General features: G+C 37.0%; 23 protein-coding genes. 13 read left to right on the top strand and 10 right to left on the bottom strand.

Annotated features, from left to right (window positions below; translation table 11 throughout):
* Positions 1-2: 2 nt before the first annotated feature.
* The 4 genes from asnB to AB8P06_RS02900 all read left to right on the top strand — a co-directional run bounded on the left by asnB (position 3) and on the right by AB8P06_RS02900 (position 4847).
* Entirely contained in the window at positions 3-1799 is a 1797-nt protein-coding gene (gene asnB / locus AB8P06_RS02915) for an asparagine synthase (glutamine-hydrolyzing) (protein ID WP_369837629.1), read from the top strand.
* Positions 1799-2737: a glycosyltransferase family 2 protein gene (locus AB8P06_RS02910; RefSeq protein WP_369837626.1), complete on the top strand. Its 939-nt coding sequence runs from the start codon at positions 1799-1801 to the stop codon at positions 2735-2737. Before asnB ends, AB8P06_RS02910 begins: the two co-directional genes overlap by 1 nt.
* 205 nt (positions 2738-2942) lie before the next feature.
* On the top strand, positions 2943-3887 hold the full coding sequence (locus AB8P06_RS02905; protein ID WP_369837623.1) for a glycosyltransferase family 2 protein: 945 nt from the start codon (positions 2943-2945) through the stop codon (positions 3885-3887).
* Positions 3888-3908: 21 nt separating this feature from the next.
* Positions 3909-4847, top strand: a complete 939-nt coding sequence (locus tag AB8P06_RS02900) for a glycosyltransferase family 2 protein (protein ID WP_369837620.1) — start codon at positions 3909-3911, stop codon at positions 4845-4847.
* Here AB8P06_RS02900 and AB8P06_RS02895 read toward each other — a convergent pair.
* From AB8P06_RS02895 to AB8P06_RS02885, 3 genes are read right to left on the bottom strand one after another with little or no spacing between them, the layout of a single operon-like run.
* The gene (locus AB8P06_RS02895) at positions 4844-5767 is read right to left on the bottom strand and encodes an SGNH/GDSL hydrolase family protein (protein WP_369837617.1); all 924 of its coding nucleotides are present in this window, start codon (positions 5765-5767) and stop codon (positions 4844-4846) included. The two genes, AB8P06_RS02900 and AB8P06_RS02895, sit on opposite strands and share 4 nt — an antisense overlap.
* A 1-nt stretch (position 5768) precedes the next feature.
* Positions 5769-7202, bottom strand: coding sequence for an MBOAT family O-acyltransferase (locus tag AB8P06_RS02890; protein ID WP_369837614.1), 1434 nt, complete (start codon positions 7200-7202; stop codon positions 5769-5771).
* Between the two features lie 14 nt (positions 7203-7216).
* Entirely contained in the window at positions 7217-7990 is a 774-nt protein-coding gene (locus AB8P06_RS02885; protein ID WP_369837611.1) for a class I SAM-dependent methyltransferase, read from the bottom strand.
* A gap of 243 nt (positions 7991-8233) precedes the next feature.
* Between AB8P06_RS02885 and AB8P06_RS02880 the strand changes: the two genes are divergently transcribed.
* The 9 genes from AB8P06_RS02880 to AB8P06_RS02840 all read left to right on the top strand — a co-directional run bounded on the left by AB8P06_RS02880 (position 8234) and on the right by AB8P06_RS02840 (position 17040).
* Positions 8234-9391, top strand: a complete 1158-nt coding sequence (locus AB8P06_RS02880) for a glycosyltransferase (RefSeq protein WP_369837608.1) — start codon at positions 8234-8236, stop codon at positions 9389-9391.
* Between the two features lie 2 nt (positions 9392-9393).
* Positions 9394-9957 (top strand): acyltransferase, encoded by a 564-nt coding sequence (locus AB8P06_RS02875; RefSeq protein WP_369837605.1) that lies wholly within the window; start codon positions 9394-9396, stop codon positions 9955-9957.
* The gene (locus AB8P06_RS02870; protein WP_369837602.1) at positions 9958-11109 is read left to right on the top strand and encodes a glycosyltransferase; all 1152 of its coding nucleotides are present in this window, start codon (positions 9958-9960) and stop codon (positions 11107-11109) included.
* A 324-nt stretch (positions 11110-11433) separates the two neighbouring features.
* Positions 11434-12645 carry a hypothetical protein gene (locus tag AB8P06_RS02865; RefSeq protein ID WP_369837599.1) on the top strand — a complete coding sequence of 404 codons (1212 nt, stop codon included), beginning with the start codon at positions 11434-11436 and terminating at the stop codon, positions 12643-12645.
* 120 nt (positions 12646-12765) lie between these two features.
* A complete protein-coding gene (locus tag AB8P06_RS02860) occupies positions 12766-13323 on the top strand; it encodes a serine acetyltransferase (protein ID WP_369837596.1) in 558 nt (185 codons plus the stop codon).
* 394 nt (positions 13324-13717) lie between these two features.
* Positions 13718-14386 carry a carbonic anhydrase gene (locus tag AB8P06_RS02855; protein WP_369837593.1) on the top strand — a complete coding sequence of 223 codons (669 nt, stop codon included), beginning with the start codon at positions 13718-13720 and terminating at the stop codon, positions 14384-14386.
* Positions 14387-14410: 24 nt separating this feature from the next.
* Complete coding sequence (locus AB8P06_RS02850) at positions 14411-14710, top strand: hypothetical protein (RefSeq protein ID WP_007847301.1); 300 nt, start codon at positions 14411-14413, stop codon at positions 14708-14710.
* 142 nt (positions 14711-14852) lie between these two features.
* Entirely contained in the window at positions 14853-16448 is a 1596-nt protein-coding gene (locus AB8P06_RS02845; RefSeq protein WP_369837589.1) for a SulP family inorganic anion transporter, read from the top strand.
* A 154-nt stretch (positions 16449-16602) separates the two neighbouring features.
* Positions 16603-17040 carry a hypothetical protein gene (locus AB8P06_RS02840; RefSeq protein WP_369837586.1) on the top strand — a complete coding sequence of 146 codons (438 nt, stop codon included), beginning with the start codon at positions 16603-16605 and terminating at the stop codon, positions 17038-17040.
* A gap of 50 nt (positions 17041-17090) precedes the next feature.
* Here AB8P06_RS02840 and pth read toward each other — a convergent pair whose 3' ends face one another.
* The 7 genes from pth to mfd all read right to left on the bottom strand — a co-directional run bounded on the left by pth (position 17091) and on the right by mfd (position 25695).
* A complete protein-coding gene (gene pth / locus AB8P06_RS02835; protein ID WP_369837583.1) occupies positions 17091-17654 on the bottom strand; it encodes an aminoacyl-tRNA hydrolase in 564 nt (187 codons plus the stop codon).
* Between the two features lie 86 nt (positions 17655-17740).
* Complete coding sequence (locus AB8P06_RS02830; RefSeq protein WP_369837580.1) at positions 17741-18673, bottom strand: hypothetical protein; 933 nt, start codon at positions 18671-18673, stop codon at positions 17741-17743.
* A 101-nt stretch (positions 18674-18774) separates the two neighbouring features.
* Positions 18775-19680, bottom strand: a complete 906-nt coding sequence (locus AB8P06_RS02825; protein ID WP_369837577.1) for a hypothetical protein — start codon at positions 19678-19680, stop codon at positions 18775-18777.
* A gap of 117 nt (positions 19681-19797) precedes the next feature.
* Entirely contained in the window at positions 19798-20538 is a 741-nt protein-coding gene (locus AB8P06_RS02820; RefSeq protein ID WP_369837574.1) for a hypothetical protein, read from the bottom strand.
* Positions 20539-20545: 7 nt separating this feature from the next.
* The gene (locus tag AB8P06_RS02815; protein ID WP_369837572.1) at positions 20546-21361 is read right to left on the bottom strand and encodes a hypothetical protein; all 816 of its coding nucleotides are present in this window, start codon (positions 21359-21361) and stop codon (positions 20546-20548) included.
* A 3-nt stretch (positions 21362-21364) separates the two neighbouring features.
* Positions 21365-22192, bottom strand: a complete 828-nt coding sequence (locus AB8P06_RS02810; protein ID WP_369837569.1) for a hypothetical protein — start codon at positions 22190-22192, stop codon at positions 21365-21367.
* A gap of 137 nt (positions 22193-22329) precedes the next feature.
* Positions 22330-25695 carry a transcription-repair coupling factor gene (mfd, locus tag AB8P06_RS02805; RefSeq protein ID WP_369837566.1) on the bottom strand — a complete coding sequence of 1122 codons (3366 nt, stop codon included), beginning with the start codon at positions 25693-25695 and terminating at the stop codon, positions 22330-22332.
* Positions 25696-25778 lie beyond the last annotated feature (83 nt).

The following is a 25778-nucleotide window of genomic DNA, read 5'->3' as shown; positions in this document are numbered from 1 at the left end:
AAATGTGTGGAATAGCCGGAATCATAGCTCATAACGCCCGAAACTATCACGAAGAATTAAAAAAAATGACAGAAGCTATGAACCATCGTGGCCCGGATGCTTCTGATCATGAATTTTATGAAAATGCAGCTTTAGGCCATCGCAGGCTTTCCATTATAGACCTTTCAGAAAGTGGCAAGCAGCCCATGTTTTCAAATAATAAAAATGAATGCATCGTACTCAATGGTGAAATCTATGGTTATCTTGACATAAAAAAACAATATTCCGAATACCCTTATCACGGGAGCTCCGATACAGAAGTTATTCTTGCCATGTATCAGAGAAAACAGGAAAACCTCATCCATGACCTGCCGGGAATGTTCGCATTTGGGATCTGGGACGATCAGAAGCAGCAACTGTTCTGCGCAAGAGACCGTTTCGGGGAAAAACCTTTTTATTATGCAATCGGAAGCAATAACGAATTTGTCTTTGCTTCGGAAATTAAAGCAATTCTCTCATCAGGACTGATTCAGCCAAAAGTAAATGCTGAAGCGCTCTCCCACTATTTACAATACGGATATGTGAGTACCTATCAAAGTATTTACAGTAATATTTTCACTTTACCTCCTGCCCATCAGCTCATCTGGAAAGAAGGAAAAATTACGGTTTCACGCTATTACAGTATACCGGCAAGAGACAGAAACATAAGCCTCTCTGATGCCAAAGAAGAGTTTTTATACCTTTTGAAAAATGCCGTTAAAAAACAGCTTATTGCAGATGTTGAAGTTGGCAGTTTTTTAAGTGGCGGTTTAGATTCCTCTTCTATTGTTGCATTGGTCAATGAGTTTCTGCCTAAACAGACCACTATCAGCTTCGGATACGATCATAAAGAAAGTGAGCTGAAATATGCCAAAGAAATTGCCGATAAATACAATACTAATCATATTGAGGTTCATGAGAAAAAACAGGATCTTGCAGCGTCACTGTTAAAAATATCACCATTTTTAGATGAGCCGTTTGCGGATATTTCTTTTCTCCCACATTATGAGATCTGCAGGAATGCTAAAAAAAATCTCACCGTTGTTCTTTCCGGAGATGTAGGGGATGAATTATTTGGTGGTTATGATTTTTACAAAGTTGAAAATAAACTGAGAAATCATTTCAGCTACAAAAATATCATTGCCCGTTTCGGATTAAAAATGTATCAGAACATCAGGCAGACTTCTTTCATTACTCAGAAAAATTTAAAACACTCTTCTATTTTAGATTTTCATCAGAATTCTGTGAGAAATGCTTTTGATAAAGAAGAACAGCACTTATTGGGCCTTTCTGAAAATTATCAGCAGCCTTATAGCTTTATCTCGAATCCGGATTCTCTGAATGACATCATGAGAGTAGATCTGGAAGGCTATGTTCCGGGAAATATGATGGTAAAATCAGACAGGATGGCTATGGCCAATTCACTTGAAGTGAGAACACCATTTCTGGATATCGACTTTGCTGAATTCTGTATCCAGTTACCCGAACAACTGAAACTGGATAACGAAAATGATAAGATCATCCTTCGCGAAACCATGGGTTCCTATTGGACGGAAACCATAAGAAACCGTCACAAACAGGGATTTGGAATGAGTGTTAAAAGCTGGTTTGAAGAAGACAATCTGATGAATCTTTCCAATGACTTGCTTAAAGACCGTAATCAGAAAGTTTTCAATTATATTGATTTTGAAGCGACTCAAAAGTTTCTGAAAAAAGATCATAAACACTGGAACTTATTACAACTTGCTCTTTGGGCACATAATAACCAATCTGTACTGTAATGCTTGATATTTCTGTAATTATCCCTGTATATAATGCCGCTGAATTTCTTGAAAAATCAGTCTTATCTGCGTTGCAGTTTGAGGAAGTAAAAGAAGTTATTTTAATTGAGGATAAATCAACTGATCATTCGTTGGAGCTCTGTCAAAGACTGGCCAATGAAAATCCCCGAATAAAATTGTTTCAGCATCCCGACAAAGGCAATCACGGAGCAGGTGCTACAAGAAATCTGGGAATTGAAAAATCAACGGGAAGTTTCATCTCATTTTTAGATGCGGATGATTATTATCTTCCCAACCGTTTTGACGCGGAAAAGAAATTATTTAATGATCCAAAGATTGAAGGTGTTTTCAGCGCCATCGGCATTGAATATTTAACTGAACAGGGAAAAAAGGAATTCCAATCTAAATTTAAGGATACATCGCTTACGACCGTTAATTATCCGGCAGAAGGAAAAGAAGTTTTTAAAGGATTACTGGGTCTGACACCTAAAACTTTCGGTACTTTTTTTCATCTCAATGCCCTTACCATCCGAAAGTCCTCTGTTGACGCTAATCAATTACGTTTCAATGTAAATCTCCGGGTGCATCAGGATTCAGATTTTATTATTAAACTTGCTTATCATTGTTATTTAAAATCAGGAAATATTTCTGAGGCTGTTGCGATGAGAGGTGTACATGATAATAACAGAATTACTAAAATAAAAACTTACTCCAAAGAATATAATCAACGTCAGTCTTTAATCTGGAATTCGCTCTACGAATGGGCTGTTTCCGTAAAGCCGGATGCTGATGCCGCCAAACATATTTATTTACAAAAAAAAGCTTTTGAACTCTCTTTAAGGAAAGGGATTTCTAAAGCTGCAAACTTATTTTCAGTTATCCTTAAAAATCCTGATATCCTTAAAACGAGATATCGTTTTACCTATACCCATTCATAAATTTAACAAAATTACATCTCTCTATTTTCAAAAGAATATTATCCTTTATTTACATATTATAAAAATTGAATTTTAATTTTTATAGGAAATTTGTATTATTATTTATATCTTTTCAATTCATTTATAGAAATTTTTTCTATAAAAATCAGATAAAAGAAAACTGAATATTTATCTGAAACAAAAAGGATAACCATAATTTGATACAATGAAAATTTCCGTCATCATACCTGTCTATAATGCCGAAAAATACGTTTCTCAAGCTGTGGAATCTGCTCTCAGATTTGAAGAAGTCTGTGAGGTTATTCTCATTGAAGATAAATCTCCTGACCATTCTTTACAGGCTTGTCAGGAATTAGCCACAAAATACGACAGGGTAAAATTATTTCAGCATCCCGACAAAAATAATCACGGGGCCGGCCCTACCAGAAACCTGGGAATAGAAAAATCGACAGGAGATTTTATCGCATTTCTGGATGCAGATGATTATTATCTTCCCAACCGCTTTGATGCAGAAAAGAAACTTTTCAAGAATCCTGAGATAGATGGGGTTTATGGAGCTTTAGGAGTGCATTATTATTCTGAAAAAGCAAAAGAACAGTATTATTCTCTTTTTAAAAATTCTTTAACTACAGTATACCATAAGCACGCACCGGAAGATGTCTTTCCGGGATTACTCAATATGCGCGGCAGCTTCGGACTTTTCAGCCTTGATGGTTTAACGGTTCGAAAAAGCTCTTTAGCCAGTAAAATGAAAGTTTTGTTTAAACCGGATCTTAGGCTTCATGAAGATACCGAGTTTTTGTTCCGGCTGTCCTATTATCTTGATCTTTATCCCGGAATTATTGACAGGGCCGTGTCGATGAGAGGCGTTCATGAAAATAACAGAATCACAAAGGTAGATACAAACAGGAGCAAGCCCGGAATTTCAAGAGTTGTATTGTGGAACGAAGTGAATAATTGGGCCCAAAGCGAGGATGCCATTGCCGAAGATATCAAGCTTCATATCGAAAGAATGCTCCGGAGTTTTGAAATTGCCAATGTCCCGAAGTTAAAAAAATGGGCTATGATTGCTAAATATTTGCTTATAGATTATCAAAGTATACGATCAGGCTTGTATAATATCAATTTTAGATATACATTAGTCCCTTAAAACACAAGTACCGTTTGTCCAATGAAAATATCTGTCATTATTCCTGTCTACAATGCAGAGAAATACATCACTCAGGCTGTAGAATCAGCTCTTCAATTTGAGGAAACCTATGAAATAATCCTTGTTGAAGATAAATCTCCCGATAATGCATTAGAGGTTTGCAGGAAACTGGCTGAAAATAATCCCAGAATAAAACTTTATCAACATCCTGACAAAGGAAACCATGGAGCAGGAGCAACCAGAAACTTAGGAATAGATAAGGCTACCGGAGATTTTATCGCCTTTTTGGATGCAGATGATTATTATTGTCCCAACCGTTTTGATGCAGAAAGAGAACTTTTCAAAAATCCTGAAGTTGAAGGTGTTTATGGTGCCATTGGAGTACATTACTATTCTGAAAAAGCAAAGGAACAGTATTATAGTATTTTTGAAGACCGCCTGACCACTGTTTACAAAAAACAGGATCCTGAAAATGTTTTCCCGGGATTACTCAATATGCGGGGAAGCTTCGGGCTTTTCAGCCTTGATGGCTTAACGATAAGAAAAAGTGCACTGACAAAAGTAAAAACAATTTTTAAAACCCATCTCAGGCTGCATCAGGACACGGAATTCATTTTCCGTTTATCCTATTATACGAATCTTTATCCGGGAGTTATCGACCAGGCTATAGCGATGAGAGGAGTTCATGAGGATAACAGGATTACTAAGGTTGATTCCGGAAAAATAAAACCTTCCATATCCAGAGTTTTACTTTGGAGTGAAGTTAATAAATGGGCACAAAGTGAAAATTCGATTTCTGAAGATATCAAAACACATATCAAAAGAATGTTGAGGAGCTTTGAAATTGCCAACACCTCTGCGCCAAAAAAATGGGGATTGATCTCAAAATACCTTGTTACTGATTTTCCGAGTATCCGTTCAGGATTGTACAATATCAATTTCAGAAAATATTTATTCTAATTTTTTCTGTGCAAAGCAATTGAATCCGCAAGCCGGGCCGAAAGCACTTTCCCGGATTCTTTATACATATGGGTACCATCGCTGTACAGATAATCAGCATATTGCGTTGTGAAGTCATAGAAAGGAACCCGATGTTTAGAGGCCAGTTCCTCCATCAACTTATTAAATTCGGGAAATTTGTTGTTTTCTATCTCTAGTATTTTTTCTGTAGCCGGTATTCTCACCAGATATACCGTTCCTTTATCTTTCAGATACTCAATAATATCTGCAAGAGCTGATAGCCGTACATCAGATAATTTTTGCTTTACCGACAGATCTTTATAAAAATTAATTTTTTCAGACATTCTCTTGGCCACCGAATCTTTCTGCATATCAACGGTCACCTCCATCCAGCCATCCTTATGCAAATAGGTATTTGATTTCCCGGCTTCTTCCCTTTCTGTATATAATTTAAACCAGCTTCTGTTATAATGCTTCAGTAAATATTCATAATTCGGAGAACAATCATAGAAATACATATTCGTAAAAGGTGAATGTGACTGCTCTTCAGGATAGTCTTTCAATTTTTTTACATTGACATCTAAGGATAAATTCCAGGGATTAACTGTTAAAATAAAGGTTCCGCTTTTTGTACCGGGATCTATTTTTCTTTTTAAAGCATCCAGATAAATCTGCCCATATGGTGACTGAACAATATTCAGAGAAAAATTATCAAATTTCTTTGAGAGTTTTTTCTCCAGTTCAGCCGGAACAATTCCCTGTGCTCCTCTTGAATCTCCCAGGATAATATTCTGAGGCTTCTCTACGGCAAAATGCATATAATTATTATCTGTATTCCCGTCGGCATAAGACCCCAGAATCCCAAATAATAAAAGGATTCCTGCAATATAGAATGATATTTTAAATAAAAACTTTTTCATGCTAAAACTGAAAATAGATAAACTCATTATTTCCGAAGTTTGCATAACGGACAATGATGTAAATAATTACTATATACACTCCCCGTCTCACCCAGGGGCTAAATCTCTCAATCTTTAGTCCGTGTACTTTTTCCCTGTTGATCCATTCAATGACAAACATAACTGCAGTGAGCGCAAGTATTTTAACAGGAAATGGCTGCGGAACAGTAAGAAGTGTATTGCTGAATATTTTCTTTATATAGGAAATCGCCTGTGCTACCGATTCTGCCCTGAAAAAAATCCAGGCAAAACACGTCAGTAAAAAAGTAATCAGGATCTGGAAGATCTCTTTAACAGATGGTAAAAATTTTCCCATAGCTGCCACTTCAAGGTTCTGGCGGTTTTTATTTGTCACTAATAAAGGCATAAAGTATAGAGCATTCAATCCGCCCCAGATAAGGAAGGTCCAGTTTGCCCCGTGCCAGAAACCCGAGACAAGAAAGATAATAAAGGTATTCCTGATCTTCATTAACAAACCTCCTTTACTTCCTCCCAAAGGAATATAAAGATAATCTCTGAACCATGAAGAAAGTGAAATATGCCATCTCCGCCAAAATTCAGCAATATCTCTCGAGAAGTAAGGAAATGCAAAGTTTTTCAGCAACTCTATTCCAAATAATCTGGATACTCCCAATGCAATATCCGAATATCCTGAAAAATCCCCGTAAATCTGAAATGCAAATAAAATAGCTCCTAACACCAGATTACTGGAACTTTCCGTCTGGTAATTATTAAAAATTTCGTTGACTAAGGGAGCGCAGTTATCAGCAATAACCATTTTCTTGAAAAAACCCCAAAGGATCTGCCGCATTCCATCTGCTGCCTGTTCATAATTAAAAATTCTTTTTTTCTGTATCTGAGGTAAAAGATGGGTCGCCCTTTCAATAGGCCCGGCCACCAATAATGGAAAATAGCTTACAAATACTGCATAATCGATGAAATTCCGTTCTGCATTAATTCTCTTTTTATAAATATCAATAACGTAAGAAAGTCCATGGAAAGTATAAAAAGAAATCCCGACGGGAAGAACAATATGCAGTAACCAGACATTGGCTTTAAAACCAAAGCCGTTTAACAGGTCAGCAAAGCTTCCGACAAAAAAATTATAATATTTAAAAAATCCCAGGAAACCAAGATTAATCACAATACTTAATGTCAGCCAAAATGTAGCTTCTTTTTTGGTTTTACTTTTTTCAATCTGAATTCCTGATAAAAAATCCAGCCCGATGGAAAACATCAGCAAAAAAAGAAACCGCCAGTCCCAGCACGCATAAAAATAGAAGCTGGCAACCAGTAACAACAGATTCTGATGCTGGTATTTTTTTTTGAAGACAAACCAATAGAGTATGAAAACTACAGGCAGAAAAACTAAAAAGCCAATGGAATTAAATAACATAGCGTTTTATAAAATTATTTTTTTATAAAAACACCTACATATTTTCCTTCAAATTCCACCACCGTCGTTTCAATCTGATTTTGTTCGCAAAAATCCTGATAAGCCGAGTTATCTCCGATATCATCACTGATAAAAACCCCGCCGCTTCTTAAATGTTTATACAATTCGCCATATGCCCAGACTCTTCCGTTATAGCTTTTGTCCGAATCATAATGTATCACATCAAAACTCTGATTTTCTTCAAAAATCTTTGGGAGAGATTCTTTATCAGCAAAACGGAATAATTTCCAGTGGGTTTTGAGATTTTCGGGAACAATATAACCAACATACTGATCACCATTCTGCCCCAGATAGGGCATGTCAGAACTGTATAAAGTTCCGTTTCTTTTTTCAAGGGATAATAAAGAAGCCAGTGAAGACCAGCCATAAGCAACTCCCGTTTCTACAACATTTTTAGCCTGAGTATATTCACAGGCATAATAAATCAACTCAAGAGCTCCCGGACCGCCCATGGTAATAGGACATTCTTTTTCTCTTTGTTCCGATTTTTTTAAAATATCTTGAAATTCATTTCTGAAAGGAGCGATATCAATCCCTAAAAGCCGGGAAACAGCTTCCTGCTGCGAAACGGCTTTTGATTGTGCCCAGGAATGGGTTTTTTCTTTTCCTTTAAACGCATTATTCCTGTTTACTGTATTTTTCAGAATCTTCCTTCCTAATTCGGGATAAAGATCCGGTCTTTTCAGATAACCGTAAAATGTTTTGAGAACCCTGGTAATTTCATTCATTGTGTAAATTCATAAGGGACAAAAATAGAAATTTTTCTCTAACTTTTGGTCATTGAACCGTTAAATTGCATTAATAAATCAATTGTTAAGCTCAGTAAATCAGATTATAATTTAATGATTTTTAATCTGTGTTTATGGGAAAAAACTGGTTTTATTAATGAAATCAATTATCTTTACAGTGTTCATTTGAAGAAATTCAAACAGAAGTAGAAAAAATAAAAAATTTTCATTTCAAAACACACAATGCCTGATCAAAAAAAAATAAAGGTCCTTTTCAGACATCGTTCCATGGAAATGGGTGGCGTGGAAAAAGTAATTTTAAGCATGCTCAATAATCTCGACACGAATCGATTTGAATTCACGATTTGCCTGAATATCAACCAGGGAGAGCTACGGAATGAGTTTCCTAATCATGTAAGAAAAGTTTACATTACTGATGGTAAGGAAGATCTTTCAAAAAATTCAATCCTTCAGAAAGTTCAGCTGATTCGCAGAAGACTTAAACTTAAAAAAGCACAGGAAGACCCGAAATTTACAGCCCGGCTTTTGAAAGAAGACTATGATGTGGAAATCGCTCCTACGTATGCTGCTTTCGGATCTGTTTTAAACTCATCCAACAAAAATTCAAAGAAAATAGGCTGGTTCCATTCTGATATTACGCTGCCAAAACTTCAGCCTTTGGTTCCTGAAATTTTAAAGCAAATCCCGAAGTTCGATTACTTTATTTTCGGTTCTCAACAGACTAAAGATATATTGATTGAAACTTATCCCGATTTGGAAATTCCCGAAAACCAGGTTATTTTAAATGCGATTCCTATTGAGGAGCTAAAGCAAAAAGCGGTGGCATTTAAACCTGAATTCCCGGATAAACCCGTCTTTGCATCCGTTGCCAGATTACATACAAGAAAAGGTTTTCACAAGCTGATGGAAGCTCACGCCAGATTACTGAAAGACGGCTTTGATCATCACATTGTAATCATAGGAGACGGCGAAGAAAAAGAGAATTTGAAAAAACAAGCTGAAAGCCTTGGTGTTACCAGTAGTTTTGAATTATTAGGGTCTATGATGAATCCTTATCCTTATGTGAAAAGGGCAGACTTTTTTATCCTTCCTTCCGAATCCGAAGGCTGGCCTTTAATCATTGCAGATACCCTGATTCTTCAAAAACCCATCATAGCAACTAGCGTAGGCGGAATTCCGGAGATGATTACCCATGAAAAAAACGGCTACCTCATCAATTATGAAGTGGACGATATGTATGAATCAATGAAAAGTTTTCTTACCAGACCGGAGCTGGTTTCCACAATCAAAGAGAATTTAAAGGATATTGAAAGGCAGTTTGACAATCAGAAAATTTTTGATGCCGTTGAAAATATCATTATTAATTTAGTAAAAAAATAAGCATGCTTTTGATATACCGGCTGATTTTAAAAATCCATACTTCTTACCAGTACATGATTCAGCAGATTTACCTTAAAATATGCACTGCAAAAGGTCTGAAAGTAGGTAAAAATGTACGTTTTGTAGAAGTTCCCCAATTCGGGACGGAACCATTTCTCATTGAGATCGGTGATGAAACCACATTTTCGAATAATGTAAGATTTGTAAACCACGACGGCGGCCAGAATGCCCTGCATTTTTTTGAAAAATATAAAGATGTAAGAACTTTCGGAAGAATAAAAATCGGTAAGCAATGCCTCATCGGAGCAGATACCATCCTTATGCCCGGTGTAGAAATGGAAGACAACTGCATTTTAGGGGCAGGCTCTATTTTAACGACATCAATGCCTAAAGGAAGCGTTTTTGCCGGAGTTCCCGCCAAATTCATCTGTACAATAGAAGAATACGGTGATAAATTACTGGCTAACAATGTAATGTACCCGAGGGAATTGGAACTTGTGCGTCCGCAGCTGGAAGCTTACATCAAAGAACACCTTCCACACACCTACAAACCTGTAAGAAAATAAATGCCTGAAAAAAAGAAAATACTGATCAGAATAGGTTCCCTTCGTCATGGTGGCGCAGAAAAAGTACTGGTGACTTTTCTTAAAAACCTCCCGGAAGGTCATTACGAAATTGATCTGCTTCTCAATCTTTATTCCGGAAAATATTTACCGGAAGTCCCGGATTGGATTAATGTTATTTATATCAATAAAGGAGAAATGATCACGACTAACCGTCCACAGGATATTCCTAAAAAAGCGGCGAGGGTTATTTATCAGAAAATATTAAAAAAATTTCCGGATTTTCTTTACAAAGGAAAGCTGCATAATAAAAAGTATGATATTGAATTTGCCGCCATCCATGGAATGAGGGATGAGATTCTCAGCTCTCCCATTCAGTCTTCTAAAAAAATAGTCTGGATTCACAATGATCTTTCACAGGTAAAAGGATATACGAATGATGAGATCCGTAAATTCTTCGGTTTTGATAAAATAATGGTGATTTCTGAAAAAATTGAGAGATTATTCCTGGACCTTGCGAAAAATGAAGATGAAAAAAATAAAATTGTAAAAATCTACAATCCACTAGATACACAGGAAATTCTGACTAAAGCAGAAATGCCGGTTATTAATTATAAGTTCGATCCGGTTGTTCCTACTTTTGTTTCCGTGGGTACCGTTTTCCCGCAAAAAGGTTTTGACAGGCTTTTAAGAGTTCATAAAAGACTGCTTGATGAGGGTTTTCCACATAAAATTTTAATCATTGGTGACGGCTATGATTTTGAGAACATTAAGAAACTGAAATCAGATTTGCAAGTCGATGAAACGGCAATCATGCTGGGATTTACTGACAATCCGTATCCTTATTTCAAAAACGCGGATTTTTATATTTTAAGCTCGCGGTATGAAGGCTTTCCTACTGTACTGTTCGAAGCAATTACACTGAAAAAGAAAATCATTTCCACCGAAGTTTCCGGTGCCAGAGAAATGCTTGATAACGGAGGACTCGGACTGATTACAGATAATTCGGAAGATGGAATTTACCAGGGAATGAAGCAGGCTCTTTTACAACCTGAAACCTTTACTGAATATGAAAACAGGTTAAAGGAATATCAAATGCCCTTCAATCTGGAAAATTCGGTGAATAAAATTACATCAATACTTGATGAACTGTAACTTAAAATAACATCCCTTACTTTTTTATGCCCAACTGATGACGTATTTATTAATTCGTCAGAATAAAGCTTTACAGGTATCTCTTCCGGTAAACATTCCGGTTTAATTTAGGTTTTTCTATTCTTTGCGAAAGCCGGCTAAATTACACTTACTCAAAAATCTTCTACACTTATTAAGTCCGGCTTTATTCTCCGGGCTAAATATCCTACACTTGTGAATAATCACAGAGTTTTCTCAATCCTGATTATACAAATTCTAAAGGTTGGAATTAACCCTGAAAAACAACTTTAAAAAGGAGTAAGGGACCACTAAATTATAAAAACCATGAAAAAAATTGTCTTATCCGCAGTAACAATGGGAATCATTCTCTCCTCCTGCAGTAATAGCGACTCTGATACTCTGCCCAATGGGGATCAGAAAACTTCAAAGTCTGAAATGATGAAAACCAATTTATCAAGTCTGACTCTTGATGACAAAAGAGCCTATCTGGAGTCTATCCTGATGAATTCTGCCAAATATATTATTTTAGAAGCCCAGAAAAGTGCTGAGACAAGAAATGTTATATATGGTGAACTGGAAAAAAATATCGATGGCGACGATAATGCATTAGTTGATATCTTCTACCAGAATATACCCGCTCTGTATACCAATCCTGAATTTAAAAACAGCCTTACTGCTTTTAACGATTTAGAAGGAAGTAAATATTTCCCACAGGTTTTTATTTACAACTATAGCGGTTTAAAATCTGCCGGTAAAACGGGTACATCAAATCCGATCTTAACTGTTTTCTATACAGGTGATGAAACACAAACATCTGCAAAAGCATATGCCTTGAATTCATCAGGAAATTGGGAATTTGTAAAAATGGTAGATGAGCAGACCATTGAGAATGAAGAAGTATGGGTATTCTCATTAAATGAGACTTTTGTCAATACAATCGATTTATCCGTACTGCCAAAAGATGTGGTTCCTGCTGCTCACAAAGGACCTTCAGCTCCGCCGCCGGATGATCGTTGTGAGGACGGAATTCATTATTGGCCTTATTTTGAATACATGACCATAAGAAAACATAATGAGTCTTTCTTAGCAGGGAAAAGTGATATCTGGACCAAAACCTATACGGCATGGGATACTCCAAACAGTGTAAACCCATGTAACCCTTCATTACCTAAGCTTATGTGGACAAACAATCCAAGTGGAGAAGTTTTTATCCGAAAATTCATGAGATATATGATTCCTAATACATCCCTGTATGTTGTATGTGGCTATGCAGGATCATGGGATCCGGGACCTGCCAATGCAAACGGATGGCAGGGAAATGCATTTAATTATGTGATTTTTGAAAAAGATTCATGGCCAACAGGAGTCAGATTTACAGGTATTAATAATAATGGTTTCAATGCATCCCATCAATATCGTTCCGCTGATGATTATTATGACAAAGGTATTATTTTGCACTGGAGCAGTACCGGGCCACATATGAATGGCTATTCAAGAAACATCAGTGGGCAAATCAAATTTAATTCGAGATTATAGTCATCTGATTCAATAAGGCTGCTGTTTACTACGGCAGCCTTTATTTTTTTGTTTTTCCTGATTTTAATTCTAAAGTATTTTTTATAAATTGCTGCTTCAAACAGGCTCTAACTTTGTGACATGTCAGAAAAACATTCCCTTATTCAAAAAGATTTTTATCGCGAAAGTGGAAAATGGCTTTCAAGGTTTGAAATCTGGGCAAAATGCATTAATCCCAATCTTCATTTTATCTATCTTTTGAGGAAGACTCAGGAATATAAGAAAAAGTCTTTACCCGGAACTTTCTGGAGATTTGTGCTCAGACATCACCAGATTAAATATGGTTTTCAGATTTATCCTGAGACAGAGATCGGAGAAGGCTTTTACCTGGGACATTGGGGTAGCCTGGTTATCAATCCTAATGCGAAAATCGGGATCAACTGCAATATTGCACAGGGCGTGACGATCGGACAACAGAACAGGGGAAAAAATGAAGGTTTTCCTAAAATTGGCAATGAAGTATGGATTGGCCCTAATGCAGTAATTGTAGGAGGAATCACGATAGGAGACAATGTTTTGATCGGTCCGAACTCATACGTCAATTTTGATGTTCCGTCCAATTCTGTAGTCATTGGTAATCCCGGAAAAATTTATTCCACTGAAAATGCCACCGAAGGATATATCAATAATAAAGTATAAATTATAATTATACTGTTGATTTTACTTATTTAATTTCCGGATTTCTTTCATTAAACTTTATCTTCCTTACTCAAAACAATCTGGCTTTTTAAGCAGATTTAAGATTTTTTTAATTCCTGAATGTTCAATTATAATTTATAGTTTGTACTTTTATCTTCAGATTTCAGTTGTTTGAATTATTAAATTAATATTATAAGGACATTAAAAAAGCATAAAAAGCAGCTTTATCCCGACAATCTGATATGATTTTAGACATATTCTCATATTAAACTTTGTTAAAAGTGATTGCTTTTTCCTCAAAAATTATATTTTTGCATGATTATTGATTCAGTCTATTGAATTTGAAAATAATTTAAACGAAATAAATAATTATAAACCTTAAAAATTTTATTTTATGTCACAATCGTACGAAGTTATTTTCGAAAACAACAGAAAATGGGTAGAGTCTAAACTTTCAACAGACCCGCATTTTTTTGAAGAGCTTGCCAAGACACAGCATCCTGACTATTTATACATCGGATGTTCAGACAGCAGAGCTACAGCAGAAGAATTGATGGGGGCTAAGCCTGGAGAAGTTTTTGTTCACAGAAACATTGCTAATGTGGTCAACACTCTGGATATGAGTTCAACAGCGGTTATTCAGTATGCTGTAGAACATCTGAGAGTAAAGCACATCATTGTTTGCGGACATTATAACTGTGGAGGCGTAAAAGCAGCGATGACTCCCGAGGATTTAGGATTATTAAATCCGTGGTTGAGAAACATCCGTGATGTTTACAGATTGCACCAGACAGAGCTTGATTCTATCGAGGACGAAAGTAAACGTTATGACAGACTTGTGGAACTTAATGTTCTTGAGCAGTGCATCAACGTGATTAAGATGGCCTGTGTACAGGAAAGATACATCCTTGAAGAGTATCCTATCGTTCACGGCTGGGTGTTTGACCTTAGAACCGGAAAAATTATTGATTTGGAGATTGATTTCGAAAAAGTATTGAAAGACATCCAAAAGATCTATAATCTTACGGAATCTAATTGGGTAATGAGCAGAAAAACTAAATAATCTGTTCAAAAAAAAGAATGTGAAATGAAATTCTGGAGTATTATTGTATTGACGATTTTCCTAAATTTTACAGCGTTGCCAGGCATTGCTGCAGTGGCCGGCTGGGATTTAGCGAGAACCAACGTGATACTGAATGAAGAAGAACCACACTCTCACCCTACCTCTTTTATTGTTTACGAAAAAACACTTCCAAAAACTTTAGACGTATTTGATTACCTGAAGTTTTTCGAGCCTGATCTCAAAGACAGGTCTTTTGTGTTGATAGATGATTCTTTTCATCTGTCCCCATTACTCACTATATTTTCTCCGCCTCCGGAAGCTTAATTTTCAAGTAAGATTATTAACGAATATTCATATCATTTCTGATATTGGATACGCATGCTTTAAAATTAAATTTCCAATCTTTTATAATTGATATGGTAAGAATAAGCCGGTCAGTTATATCATAGCATTTTTCAAAATCATCATGAAAAAAACAAATTCATTATTAGGAGGAATCAAGGAGAATTTCCCTTCAGGACTCGTTGTATTTTTAGTAGCACTTCCGCTGTGTTTAGGAATCGCCCTTGCATCGGGAGCACCACCGTTATCCGGAATCATTGCGGGTATTGTGGGCGGATTGGTAGTAGGGTTCCTAAGTAACTCGAATATTTCGGTATCGGGACCTGCTGCAGGTTTAACAGCAATTGTTTTAACGGCAATTACTGATTTGGGCGCATTTGAGCTATTCCTTTGCGCAGGTATTATTGCAGGCCTTATTCAATTGGTTCTGGGATTTGTAAGAGCAGGAAGTATTTCCAATTATTTTCCCAATAACGTTATTGAAGGAATGCTTGCCGCCATAGGTATCATCATTATTTTAAAACAAATCCCGCATGCTTTGGGATTTGATAAGGATTATGAAGGCCATGAATCTATATTTGACAATGGCTTAAACTTTAATTATTTCGGAGAACTGCTTAATGCTGTTCATCCCGGAGCAATCTTAGTCACTCTGGTTTCCGTAGCTATTCTTTTGGCCTGGGATAAAATTCCAACGCTGAAAAGAATGAAAATGCTACCGGGAGCTCTGGTTGCTGTAGTGGCCGGAATTTTATTAAATGAAGTTTTTAAAATGACAGGCAGCGGATTGGCTATTGAAACCCAGCATCTTGTTTCTTTACCTGTTCCCAAGTCTATTGACGACTTCAAAAATTTAATCATCATGCCGGATTTCAACGGATTTACCAATCCAAAGGTATGGATTGTGGGTGCCACTATTGCTATTGTAGCTTCCATTGAAACATTACTTTGTATCGAGGCATCAGACCGTCTTGATACCCAGAGAAGGATTACAGATACCAACCTTGAGCTTAAGGCCCAGGGAATCGGAAACCTGATCAGTGCATTTATCGGCGGACTTCCTATGACTTCCGTTGTGGTAAGAAGTTCTGCGAATGCCAATGCAGGTGCTACTTCTAAGGCTTCCGCAATGATTCACGGGTTTTTATTATTGGTATGTGTACTTTCCATTCCTTTTCTATTAAATTTAATTCCGCTTGCTACTTTGGCTGCTGTTTTAATTTTAGTAGGATATAAACTTGCAAAGCCGGCTACATTCAAGCATTTCTGGCATTTGGGAAAATTCCAGTTTATTCCATTTGTAGCAACGGTGGTAGCTGTAGTCGCAACAGACCTGTTAAAAGGAGTAGGAATCGGTCTGGCAATTTCCGTTTTCTATATCTTACAGGGAAATATGAAACGTGCTTATTATTTAAGCAGAGAAAAGCTGGATGATGCTGATGGAATTACCATCAAGCTTGCTGAGGAAGTATCTTTCTTAAATAAAGCTGCGATTAAAAAGACGTTAAAAAATATCAAATCCAATTCTACGGTAAGTATTGACGCAAGAGGAACTTCCTATATTGCAACAGATGTCCTTGAAATGATTCAGGATTTTGCCAATATCCGTGCTAAGGAAGAAGATATCAATGTGGAGCTTTTAGGCTTTAAAACCTCTTATAAGGATTATGAAAGGGATGAAGATTCCCATATCGTGATCACCCACAGAAGAGCTATGTAGAAGATCAGATTGGAGATTAATGATAAAGTACAATACAAAGGTCACCGATTTCGGTGACCTTTTTCCGATTAATTAAACAAACTATCCGTATTAAGCTGAAAAAATACTTAATTTTGAATAAAATAACAGGACTACAAATACCTTATTATTCCTTATGAAATTACAGATCTATATACTTCTTGCCGGGCTTTTATTATTCCTGAACGGATTCTCAAAAGCACAGGAAGTTTCAAATAAAAAAGCAGTGAATGATACTCTGAATTATCTTAAAAAATTTGAAACCAACAAGGAGAAATATATAGGAAAATCTTTCTCCAGGCTGCTAAAAGATCTGGATCAAATGCAACCGAAAACAACAAAATCAACATTCAATGATGATCAGGCCCGTTCCATACCCAGTACCCTATTCGGGTTCTCCGGCAAAGCACCGGATTCCGGCAACGAAGTTATTTTACTCGTTAAATGGAAGACAGATAATATACCCACGACTCCGATTGAGTTTTCTGAGCAGGAACATAATTACCGTTTTACCGTAAGCGAAAAGAATTTTTTTACAAAGAAAGTCGTAAAGGATATCATTGTCTACAAATAAACAAAACCTCCTGAGGTGGAGGTTTGTATTATATTTTTATATGCCTTTAATTATTTACCGTTAAAAGCGGACATTGTATTGTTGATTCCGGCAAAAACAAATGACAAGGAAGCTTTTGAAAATTTTTCAATTCTTTCGGACAGCGTTTTATTTTCTTCTTCAGTCCACGTTCCCAGAACATAATCAACCTGCCGGCCTTCGGAAAAATCCGCCGATATCCCGAAACGTAATCTTGCATAATTTTGGGTCTGCAATACTTCATTAATATTTTTAAGTCCGTTGTGACCTGCATCAGAACCTTTCATTTTCATTCTTAAAGTTCCGAATGGCAATGCAAGGTCATCGGTAATGATCAGTACATTCTCCAAAGGGATATTTTCTTTCTGCATCCAGTATCTTACGGCGTTTCCTGACAGATTCATATACGTATCGGGCTTTAAAACCAATACTTTCCGGCCTTTGTATTTTCCTTCAGCCATCCAGCCGAAATTAGTAGTGTTGAATGAAACTTCTAAGGTTTCTGCGATTTTTTCGGCAACTTTAAATCCTATGTTGTGTCGTGTATTCTCGTATTCAGGTCCTTTATTTCCAAGGCCGACTATTAAATATTTCATTAGAAATTTTTTGCAAAATTAAGCGATAAAAAATAAAAACTCAATTCTTAAAAGAATTGAGTTTAAAATATTAATAAAATTATTTTTTATAAAGGCTTGTAGATGAAATTAATTCCGAATCCTTTGGTAACATAAGTCTGAGGATCGTAGTTATAATCTGTACTGAATATAGCCGGTACCGGAATAGGAGTCGTAAGATCTGTGATCGCCATTCTCTTAGGACTGTTCGGTGATAGTATCAAGCTTCTTCTGTCATTAATTTCTGTAGATAAAAGTACAGAAACTTTATAAGCAAAAGGCAATAATGTATAAGCACTGATTCGGGTATCAAAGTTTGAGTAATCATACCCCAATTTGGTGATAGCCGGGCTGAATACCCCACCGCTCATAGGTCCGTAATGTCTTACAACACCTGATATATTGTCTCCTAAATAGGTATATCCTGTTTTGGAATAGTTTGTATAATCAAACAGCGTTCCCGGAACATCTTCCCCGGTTTTCATAATAATAGAATCCAGCTTGTTGGTTGCAGCTGCATACTTCAGATTATAAAGCGTTTTTGTTTTTCTTAATAGCGCAAAAGGATTAGGGGTTGTAGCCGGCGGAACCAAAGGAGGTCTTCTGTACACCCAACGGTTTTCAGATATGGTCTGAACTCTTCCTCCCTGCCCGTACGTGAAGATCTGAGAATAAGATATACTGTCTTCATCCAGAGCTCCGTCATTATCTAAATCAAGGAATCCTCTGAAATCAATTTTGCTGATCTTGTCTCCGCTATACATTACATCTGTAATAGAAGCACCTTTTGTAAGAACTCTTGATAAAAGCAACCCGCTGTAATGATATTCTGCGGTTGTATCTGTATCTGTAATTTCTCTGTACAATGCTCTTGGTCCGTTTAAGCCCTGATTGTTATGCATATCCAATAGCGGATTACCATCTTCATCAATTAAATCTTTACAAGAATGTATAGAGGAAAGCCCTGCTAATAATAAAATAAAATAGAAAAATCGTTTCATTCCAAAGGGGATTATTTATTTTCCCACAAATATAATTTTTTTTTACAAAAAAAATAGACATTTCTTCATTTTATGACAAAAGTAGCAATCAAATAAACGGCTTACAGTGGTTTGTAAATATATTTCTGCGTCTGGCTCTGGTCAGAAACCGGATAATTCTGTGAATCATATAAATAAGTCTTCGGCACACTGACTGGAGCCAATGGCGAAGGAAGCACAAAATTCAGGGTCTGAGGATTATTGGCAGACAGAGTATAGAAATTAGCAGGATGCAATAAACTCCAGACTACAAAAAATGTTTTGGGAAGTGTGGTGTAAGGACTGATTTTACTGTCATAATTCTGATAGCCGTAAGTTGTAGATGAACCGGTAGACATATCCGGATTACCATTGGAATCTGTCATTCCCATCTTCCAAATTACTTTTTCTACATTATCCCCCGAATAAGTAAGTGTACTTTCTTTAAACTGGGTATATGCCGATGTACCGGCTTGCTTTATTCTTTCAAAGATTTTCGAGATCTTTCCGGCAGAATCGTAGGTATAGGTATAGATGCTTTCGGTGGTGGTCATAGAATTCATTCCCGAACTTCCCGTTGTTCCTGAGATTCTTCCGTTACCGTCATAAGTAATATTATAATCATACGTTAAAGCCCCGGCAGCATTTGATACAAACTTAACTTTTGAGATTCTGTTATTGGTATAGGTCACGGTTCCCGTCAGATAATTATTAGGTCCGCCTTCATCTTTAAAAATTGCTTTTTCAAGAAATCCGGCAGTGGTAACGTATTCTTCATTCACTACGTTGTTTACGGTCACTTTTTCAAGAATACGGGGTCCCGTAATTGTTGTACCGCCGCCATTACCATTACCGCCGTTATTTCCTCCGGAAGGATTATTCGGGTTATTAAGGCTGTTATTAATGGGATCGGCTGTAGTATTATCACAAGATAAAAGAAATCCGAAGAGCATACAGATGCATGCTTTCAAAAAGTAGTTTTTAGTCATAGTTTATTAGTTTTTTTAACAGTCAAATATAATTTATTTTCTCTTATTTGAGATATTTAATAAAAAAAATCCAAAGGCATTCTTTTGGATTTTATATTTTGAATCGATTTGTAAATATTAATACGGTTGCAGCACTGAAGTTGTCAGTACAGACTGGGCCATATCAGCATTTAAAAAAGTAGCATTTACCGCTTTTCCGATCCCTAAAGTTCCGGCATTTAAATTCCTTTTTGTACAGGCAGCTTTTACACTGTAGTTATTTTTAGGGGTAAGGTTCGTTAATGTTGCATTAAGATTAAAAATCTTATTCGTTCCGTCACCACCTAATAAAACATCTGTTCTTACCGCTCTGAGTTTATTATCCACAAAAATACCGCATGCAAAACTTATGGAAGCATTGGTATTGGCTGTTTTCTGAGCCGTTGTCTGAAAAGTAAACGTTACTTTATTGGTCGCATTGGTGATGGAAAAAGTATCTGAAGCACCGCTAAGAACCGTCCATGTAGCATCTAAAGCCGCATTTTCGGTATAAGGTGATGTTGAACCGTTTGAACCGCTGAAAGTTGCTCCGGCCTGATCAGCCACAGTATTCATGGAAAATAAAGACATACTACCTTCTCCATCTGCAATTTTTATGGCTTTCCAGTCATTGGTAGCCAAATCGCTGTTATTATGAAAAATATCTCCGGCATTACCGGCATTTCCTTTCTGGGTATTGTTTCCTCCAACTCTCATTTCCCGTCTCAGATTCAGATCTCCGTTAATATCCAAAGCATTCACGGGTGTTGAAGTATTAATTCCGACCTGGGCTTTTAACAGACCGACAGAAGATATCAGGATTAAAAATAATTTTTTCATGTGTTTTTTAGTCTAAAATTGTGTTAAATACTTGTGGAACCTCATATACATCTACTTTCAGAGAAGATTGAGCAATGAAATTATCGATATTGGTCGCCACATTAATCCCGATTCCTAAGGTAATATTGGTCGTGGTATAAGATTTCAGCCTTGAGCAGGCAACACTGATGGTGTGCTGTCCTTTCGTCAGGTTTTCAATAATTCCGATCTGGTTATGCGTTAAGAAAGGATTGGATGCATTATTGGCTTTTAAATTTCCCTGTCTCAGATTCACCAGTTTATCATCCACGAAGATTCCGCAAGCATAATCTACAGAACTGTCTGTAGTACCATTGGCTGCAAAATCGGCATGTACAACGGTTTCAAACTGGAAATAAGTTTTGCTTTCAGTACTGTAGACATTAATAGGCTGGGTTAAGGATGTAATTTTTTTAAATCTGTTGAAAGTGCTGAAATTGGCTCCTTTCACAAATGTTGTTGACCTTGAAGATGCAGAAGTGGATTCTTCGGCACTGGTAAACTTCACTCCCGTTCTGTCCGAAAAAGAGTTGTTGAAGATCAGATAAAATTTATTCGGTTCATATTCCGGAATTCTAAGGGTTTTCCAGATCGGTGGATATCCTTCTCCCTGCGAAACCAGAATCTGGTCATTCGTCCCCTGGGAAAGGCTGTTATCTGTAGCATTCAATACAACCATTTTATCACGAAGGTTATAGTCGCCGTTTACATCTAATTTTGCGTTTGGCCCTGCGGTATTGATCCCGACCTGAGCATAGAGAGATAACCCTATAGTTAAAAATAGGATAGAAAATATTTTATTCATGAATTAATTGGCTTTGTAAGTTACATATTCGATGATATCGACTTTGAGGGTAGATTCTAAAGTAAAAGCATTGGAAACCGTATTGGTATCTGCAATATTTCTTCCGATAGAAAACTGGCTGTTAACATCAGATGTTGTAATCTTTCTGCATGCAACTTCAATTTTCTGCGCTCCCAAAGGCACATTCAGTTCCGTATAATTCAGTGTGAAAATATAATCCTGAATCCCTAGCTTTTCAGTATTGTTGTTTGAAGATACTTTATCCGGGCGAACGGCAACAAGCTTACCGCCCCTGAATACTCCACAGGTAAAACTGATGTTCTGTGAAATGGTTGCAGAAGGTGCTTTCAATTCAATCCCCGTCTGGAACTGATAGGTGATCCTGTTTTTTGCATTCTTTACCGTAAAGTTGTTTTCAAGGCCTGCAATTTTCACCCATTTTCCTTTGTTGGTATCCGTGACGTTGTCTCCAACACTGTTGTTGTAGATATTATCACCGGCAATACCATTGGATAAAGTAGTAATTCCTTTCTGATCTAATGACACGTACGAATTGATCAATTTGTACTGTCCTTCCTCCATAAAAGCCACATTAACGGACTTCCAAACCGGAGGTAAATTTTCTCCCTGCGAAACCAGCACCTGGCCGTTTAATCCCGCATTTCCGACCTGAGACGATGTACCGCCCAGTCTTAGCTCTCTTCTTAAGGTTGTTTTCCCATTCACATCAAGGGTGGAATTAGGCGTATCTATCCCAATTCCCACCTGAGCATAGGCGTGGCTACAGATTGAGCATAGCACAACCACGAAATAATTTGTAGTGTTTTTCATAATAAGGATTGCAAAGATACAAATTTAGAATTCGTAAACCCTTATTATCGAATGATTTATATCATAGAAATAAGCTGACTACCGCATAGAATTTTTAGTACAAAAAAGTAGAATTATTTCTACGCGGAACATAAAAATTAATTTGATTGAAGAATCGACCTTAACAAAACGTTGACCTCATCTACGTTTTTCACCTTATCTTTTCTCATCATCAGGTGATTTCCATCCTTACCCATCTTCTCTTTAAGCTGCGCTTCGGCAGGATTTTGAGTCAAATAATTAATAATATGCCTGAATTTATCGGTCTGATAAAACTTATCTTGTGGATTTCCCGGAAAATACCCTAAGAAAATACCGTTTTTCATGACAATTTTTTCGAAGCCAATATCTGCAGCCAGCCATTTTAAAGAAACGCTTTTCAAAAGATTGATTGCTTCCTGCGGCAATGCACCGAAACGGTCGATTAATTCAGATTCAAACTTCTGAAGATCTTTTTCATTGTCTATTTCGGCTATTTTCTGATACAGCAGTAATCTTTCTTCGGTATTTGAGATATAAAAATCAGGAAGCATAAGCTCAAGATCGGTATCAATATTAACCTCTTTTACAGATTTGAAAAGTTTCTGCCTGTCTTCTTCATTGTCAAATAAATTTTCAAAGTCTTCATCATCCTTTAATTCCTCCAGCGCCTCCTGCATTAATTTCTGATAAGTCTCAAACCCCATTTCGTTGATAAAGCCGCTTTGCTCAGCACCCAATAAATCACCGGCACCACGGATCTCAAGGTCTTTCATTGCAATCTGGAAACCACTTCCCAGATCAGAAAACTGCTCAATCGCTTCCAGTCTTTTCCTTGCATCTGCCGTCATCATATCATAAGGCGGAGTGATCAGGTAACAAAAAGCCTTTCTGTTGCTCCGTCCTACCCTGCCTCTCATCTGGTGAAGGTCAGCCATCCCGAAACGCTGGGCATCATTAATGAAAATGGTATTGGCATTCGGTACATCCACCCCACTTTCCACAATCGTTGTAGAAACAAGCACATCATACTTGCCTTCCATAAAATCCAGGACATTCTTTTCCAATTGTTTTCCTTCCATCTGTCCGTGCCCCGTAATTACTCTGGCATCCGGGACCAGCCTCTGAATGAGGCCTGCAATATCTTTAAGGTTTTCAATTCTGTTATTGATAAAATAAACCTGTCCGTCTCTCTGCAATTCGTAAGAAACCGCATCACGAAGTATCTCTTCATTAAACCCGATCAACTGCGTATCTACAGGCTGTCTGTTGGGTGGAGGTGTTTTAATTACTGATAAATCTCTTGCAGCCATTAAAGAGAACTGCAATGTTCTCGGAATAGGTGTCGCTGTTAATGTAAGTGTATCCACATTACTTTTAAGTGTTTTCAGCTTGTCTTTTACAGACACTCCGAATTTATGCTCTTCATCGATAATCAGAAGTCCGAGATCCTTAAATTTCACACTGCTGCTTACCAACTGATGGGTTCCTATGATGATATCCACTTTCCCGTCTTTCAGACCTGCTAAAGTTTCTGATTTCTGTTTTGCCGTTCTGAATCTGTTGACATAGGCAACATTAACCGGAAAATCTTTCAGCCTCTCCTTAAAACTCCGGTAATGCTGAAAAGCAAGAATCGTTGTCGGCACTAAAATCGCCACCTGTTTCCCGTCTGTAGCCGCTTTAAAAGCTGCACGGATGGCAACTTCAGTTTTCCCGAAACCTACGTCTCCACACACAAGCCTGTCCATTACCGTACTCGCTTCCATATCTTTTTTCACATCAATGGTTGCCTTCTCCTGATCCGGGGTATCTTCATAAATAAAGCTTGCCTCAAGCTCATTCTGTAAATAAGAATCCGGGGTATAGGCAAATCCCTGAGCTGTTTTTCTCTGAGCATATAATTTAATAAGGTCAAAAGCAATCTGTTTGACTTTGGCTTTTGTTTTCTGTTTTAAAGATTTCCAGGCAGGTGATCCGAGCTTGCTTAAAACAATTTCCTTTCCGTCCGGGCCGTTATATTTTGAAATTTTATGAAGGGAATGGATACTTACATAAAGCAGGTCGCCATTTTTATAGGTAAGTTTAAAACATTCCTGAATTTTCCCGTCGTTGTTTACTTTCACCAATCCCATAAATTTTCCGATCCCGTGGTCAATATGGGCAATATAATCCCCGATTTTCAGAGACATCAGATCTTTCAGGGTAAGCTGCTCTGATTTGGCAAATGTATTCTTGGCTTTATACCTCTGGTAACGGTCAAAAATCTGGTGATCGGTATACACCGAAATTTTATGCTCATTATCTACAAACCCCTCATGAAGCTCGGATCTGAAACTCTTAAAAGGAACTTCATGCTCCAGTTCTTCAAAAATAGATTCCAGTCTTTCTTTTTGTTTCTCAGTGGAAAATGAGATCCACGTATCAAAACCTTCACCCTGTTTTTCCTCAAGGTCTTCAATAAGCAGTTCGAAATTTTTATGGAAAGACGGTTGTGAAGTCTGTTCTATTTTAACTTCGGCAAGCTCTTTTATGTCTATTGAAACGCTACCGAAATCTATCGTTTTAAATTTTTTATAATCGAATAAAAACTCCTGATCGGAAATAAATAATTCCTGTGGTGTCCTGTGGGCAATATCTTTATTTAATGCATCATATTTTTCCAGCGCCTTTTCGTAAAAGGTTTTAATTTTCTGAAGCCCGACCACACCATTTTTAGAAACCACAAAACTTTCTTTCGGCAGAAGCTGAAGCAGTGAAACTTTAGTTCCCGTAACCGAAAAATTCATATTGGAAACCAGCTGGAATTCTTTCACCTTGTCTACAGAAAGCTGAGTTTCTATATCAAAGGTTTTAATACTTTCCACTTCATTTCCAAAGAACGTAATCCTATAAGGTTTTTCATAAGAATATGAAAAGACATCTACAATTCCCCCTCTTACCGAAAACTCTCCCGGCTCGGAAACGAAATCTGTCTGCTGAAACTGATAATGGGAAAGAAGCTCGTCTACGAAATCAAAATCAAGCTGATCCCCGACTTTTATATGGTGGGAAATCGCTTTGAAATCTTCTTTCTTCAGAACTTTTTCAGATACAGCTCCCGCATAGGCAACAATGACCTTCGGAGATTTCCCTGAATTTATTTTATTTAAAACTTCCGTTCTTAATACCAGATTGGCATTCTGCGTTTTTTCAACCTGATAGGGCTCAAGATGAGTCGCCGGAAAATACAGTACTTTCTCTTTTCCCAATAAGTCTTCCATCTCGGTATTCACGTACAACGCATCTTCTTTATCATCCACCAGAAAAAGAATGTTTTTCTTTTGGGTTAAAAAAAGCTCTGCCACAAAAATAGAAGCCGAAGATCCTGCATTTCCTTTTACAGAAATATGCTGATGAGCTTCCAGTTGGGTAAAAACCTCTTTTCCAAACTCTTTTTGTAACAAATCCGGAAGAAATTTTTCGTTGATGGTTTTTAACTGCATAATATATTAGGTATAAACGCCAAAAGCGATTTCAGAACTTTTCTGAAACCGTTTTCTATGCAAAGATACGTAAAAGACAACAT

It is taken from the genome of Chryseobacterium tongliaonense, from assembly GCF_041224435.1.
Classification (GTDB): domain Bacteria; phylum Bacteroidota; class Bacteroidia; order Flavobacteriales; family Weeksellaceae; genus Chryseobacterium; species Chryseobacterium tongliaoense.
Note: the sequence above shows the minus strand (reverse complement) of the source record. Positions and strands in the feature narration are given on the sequence as shown.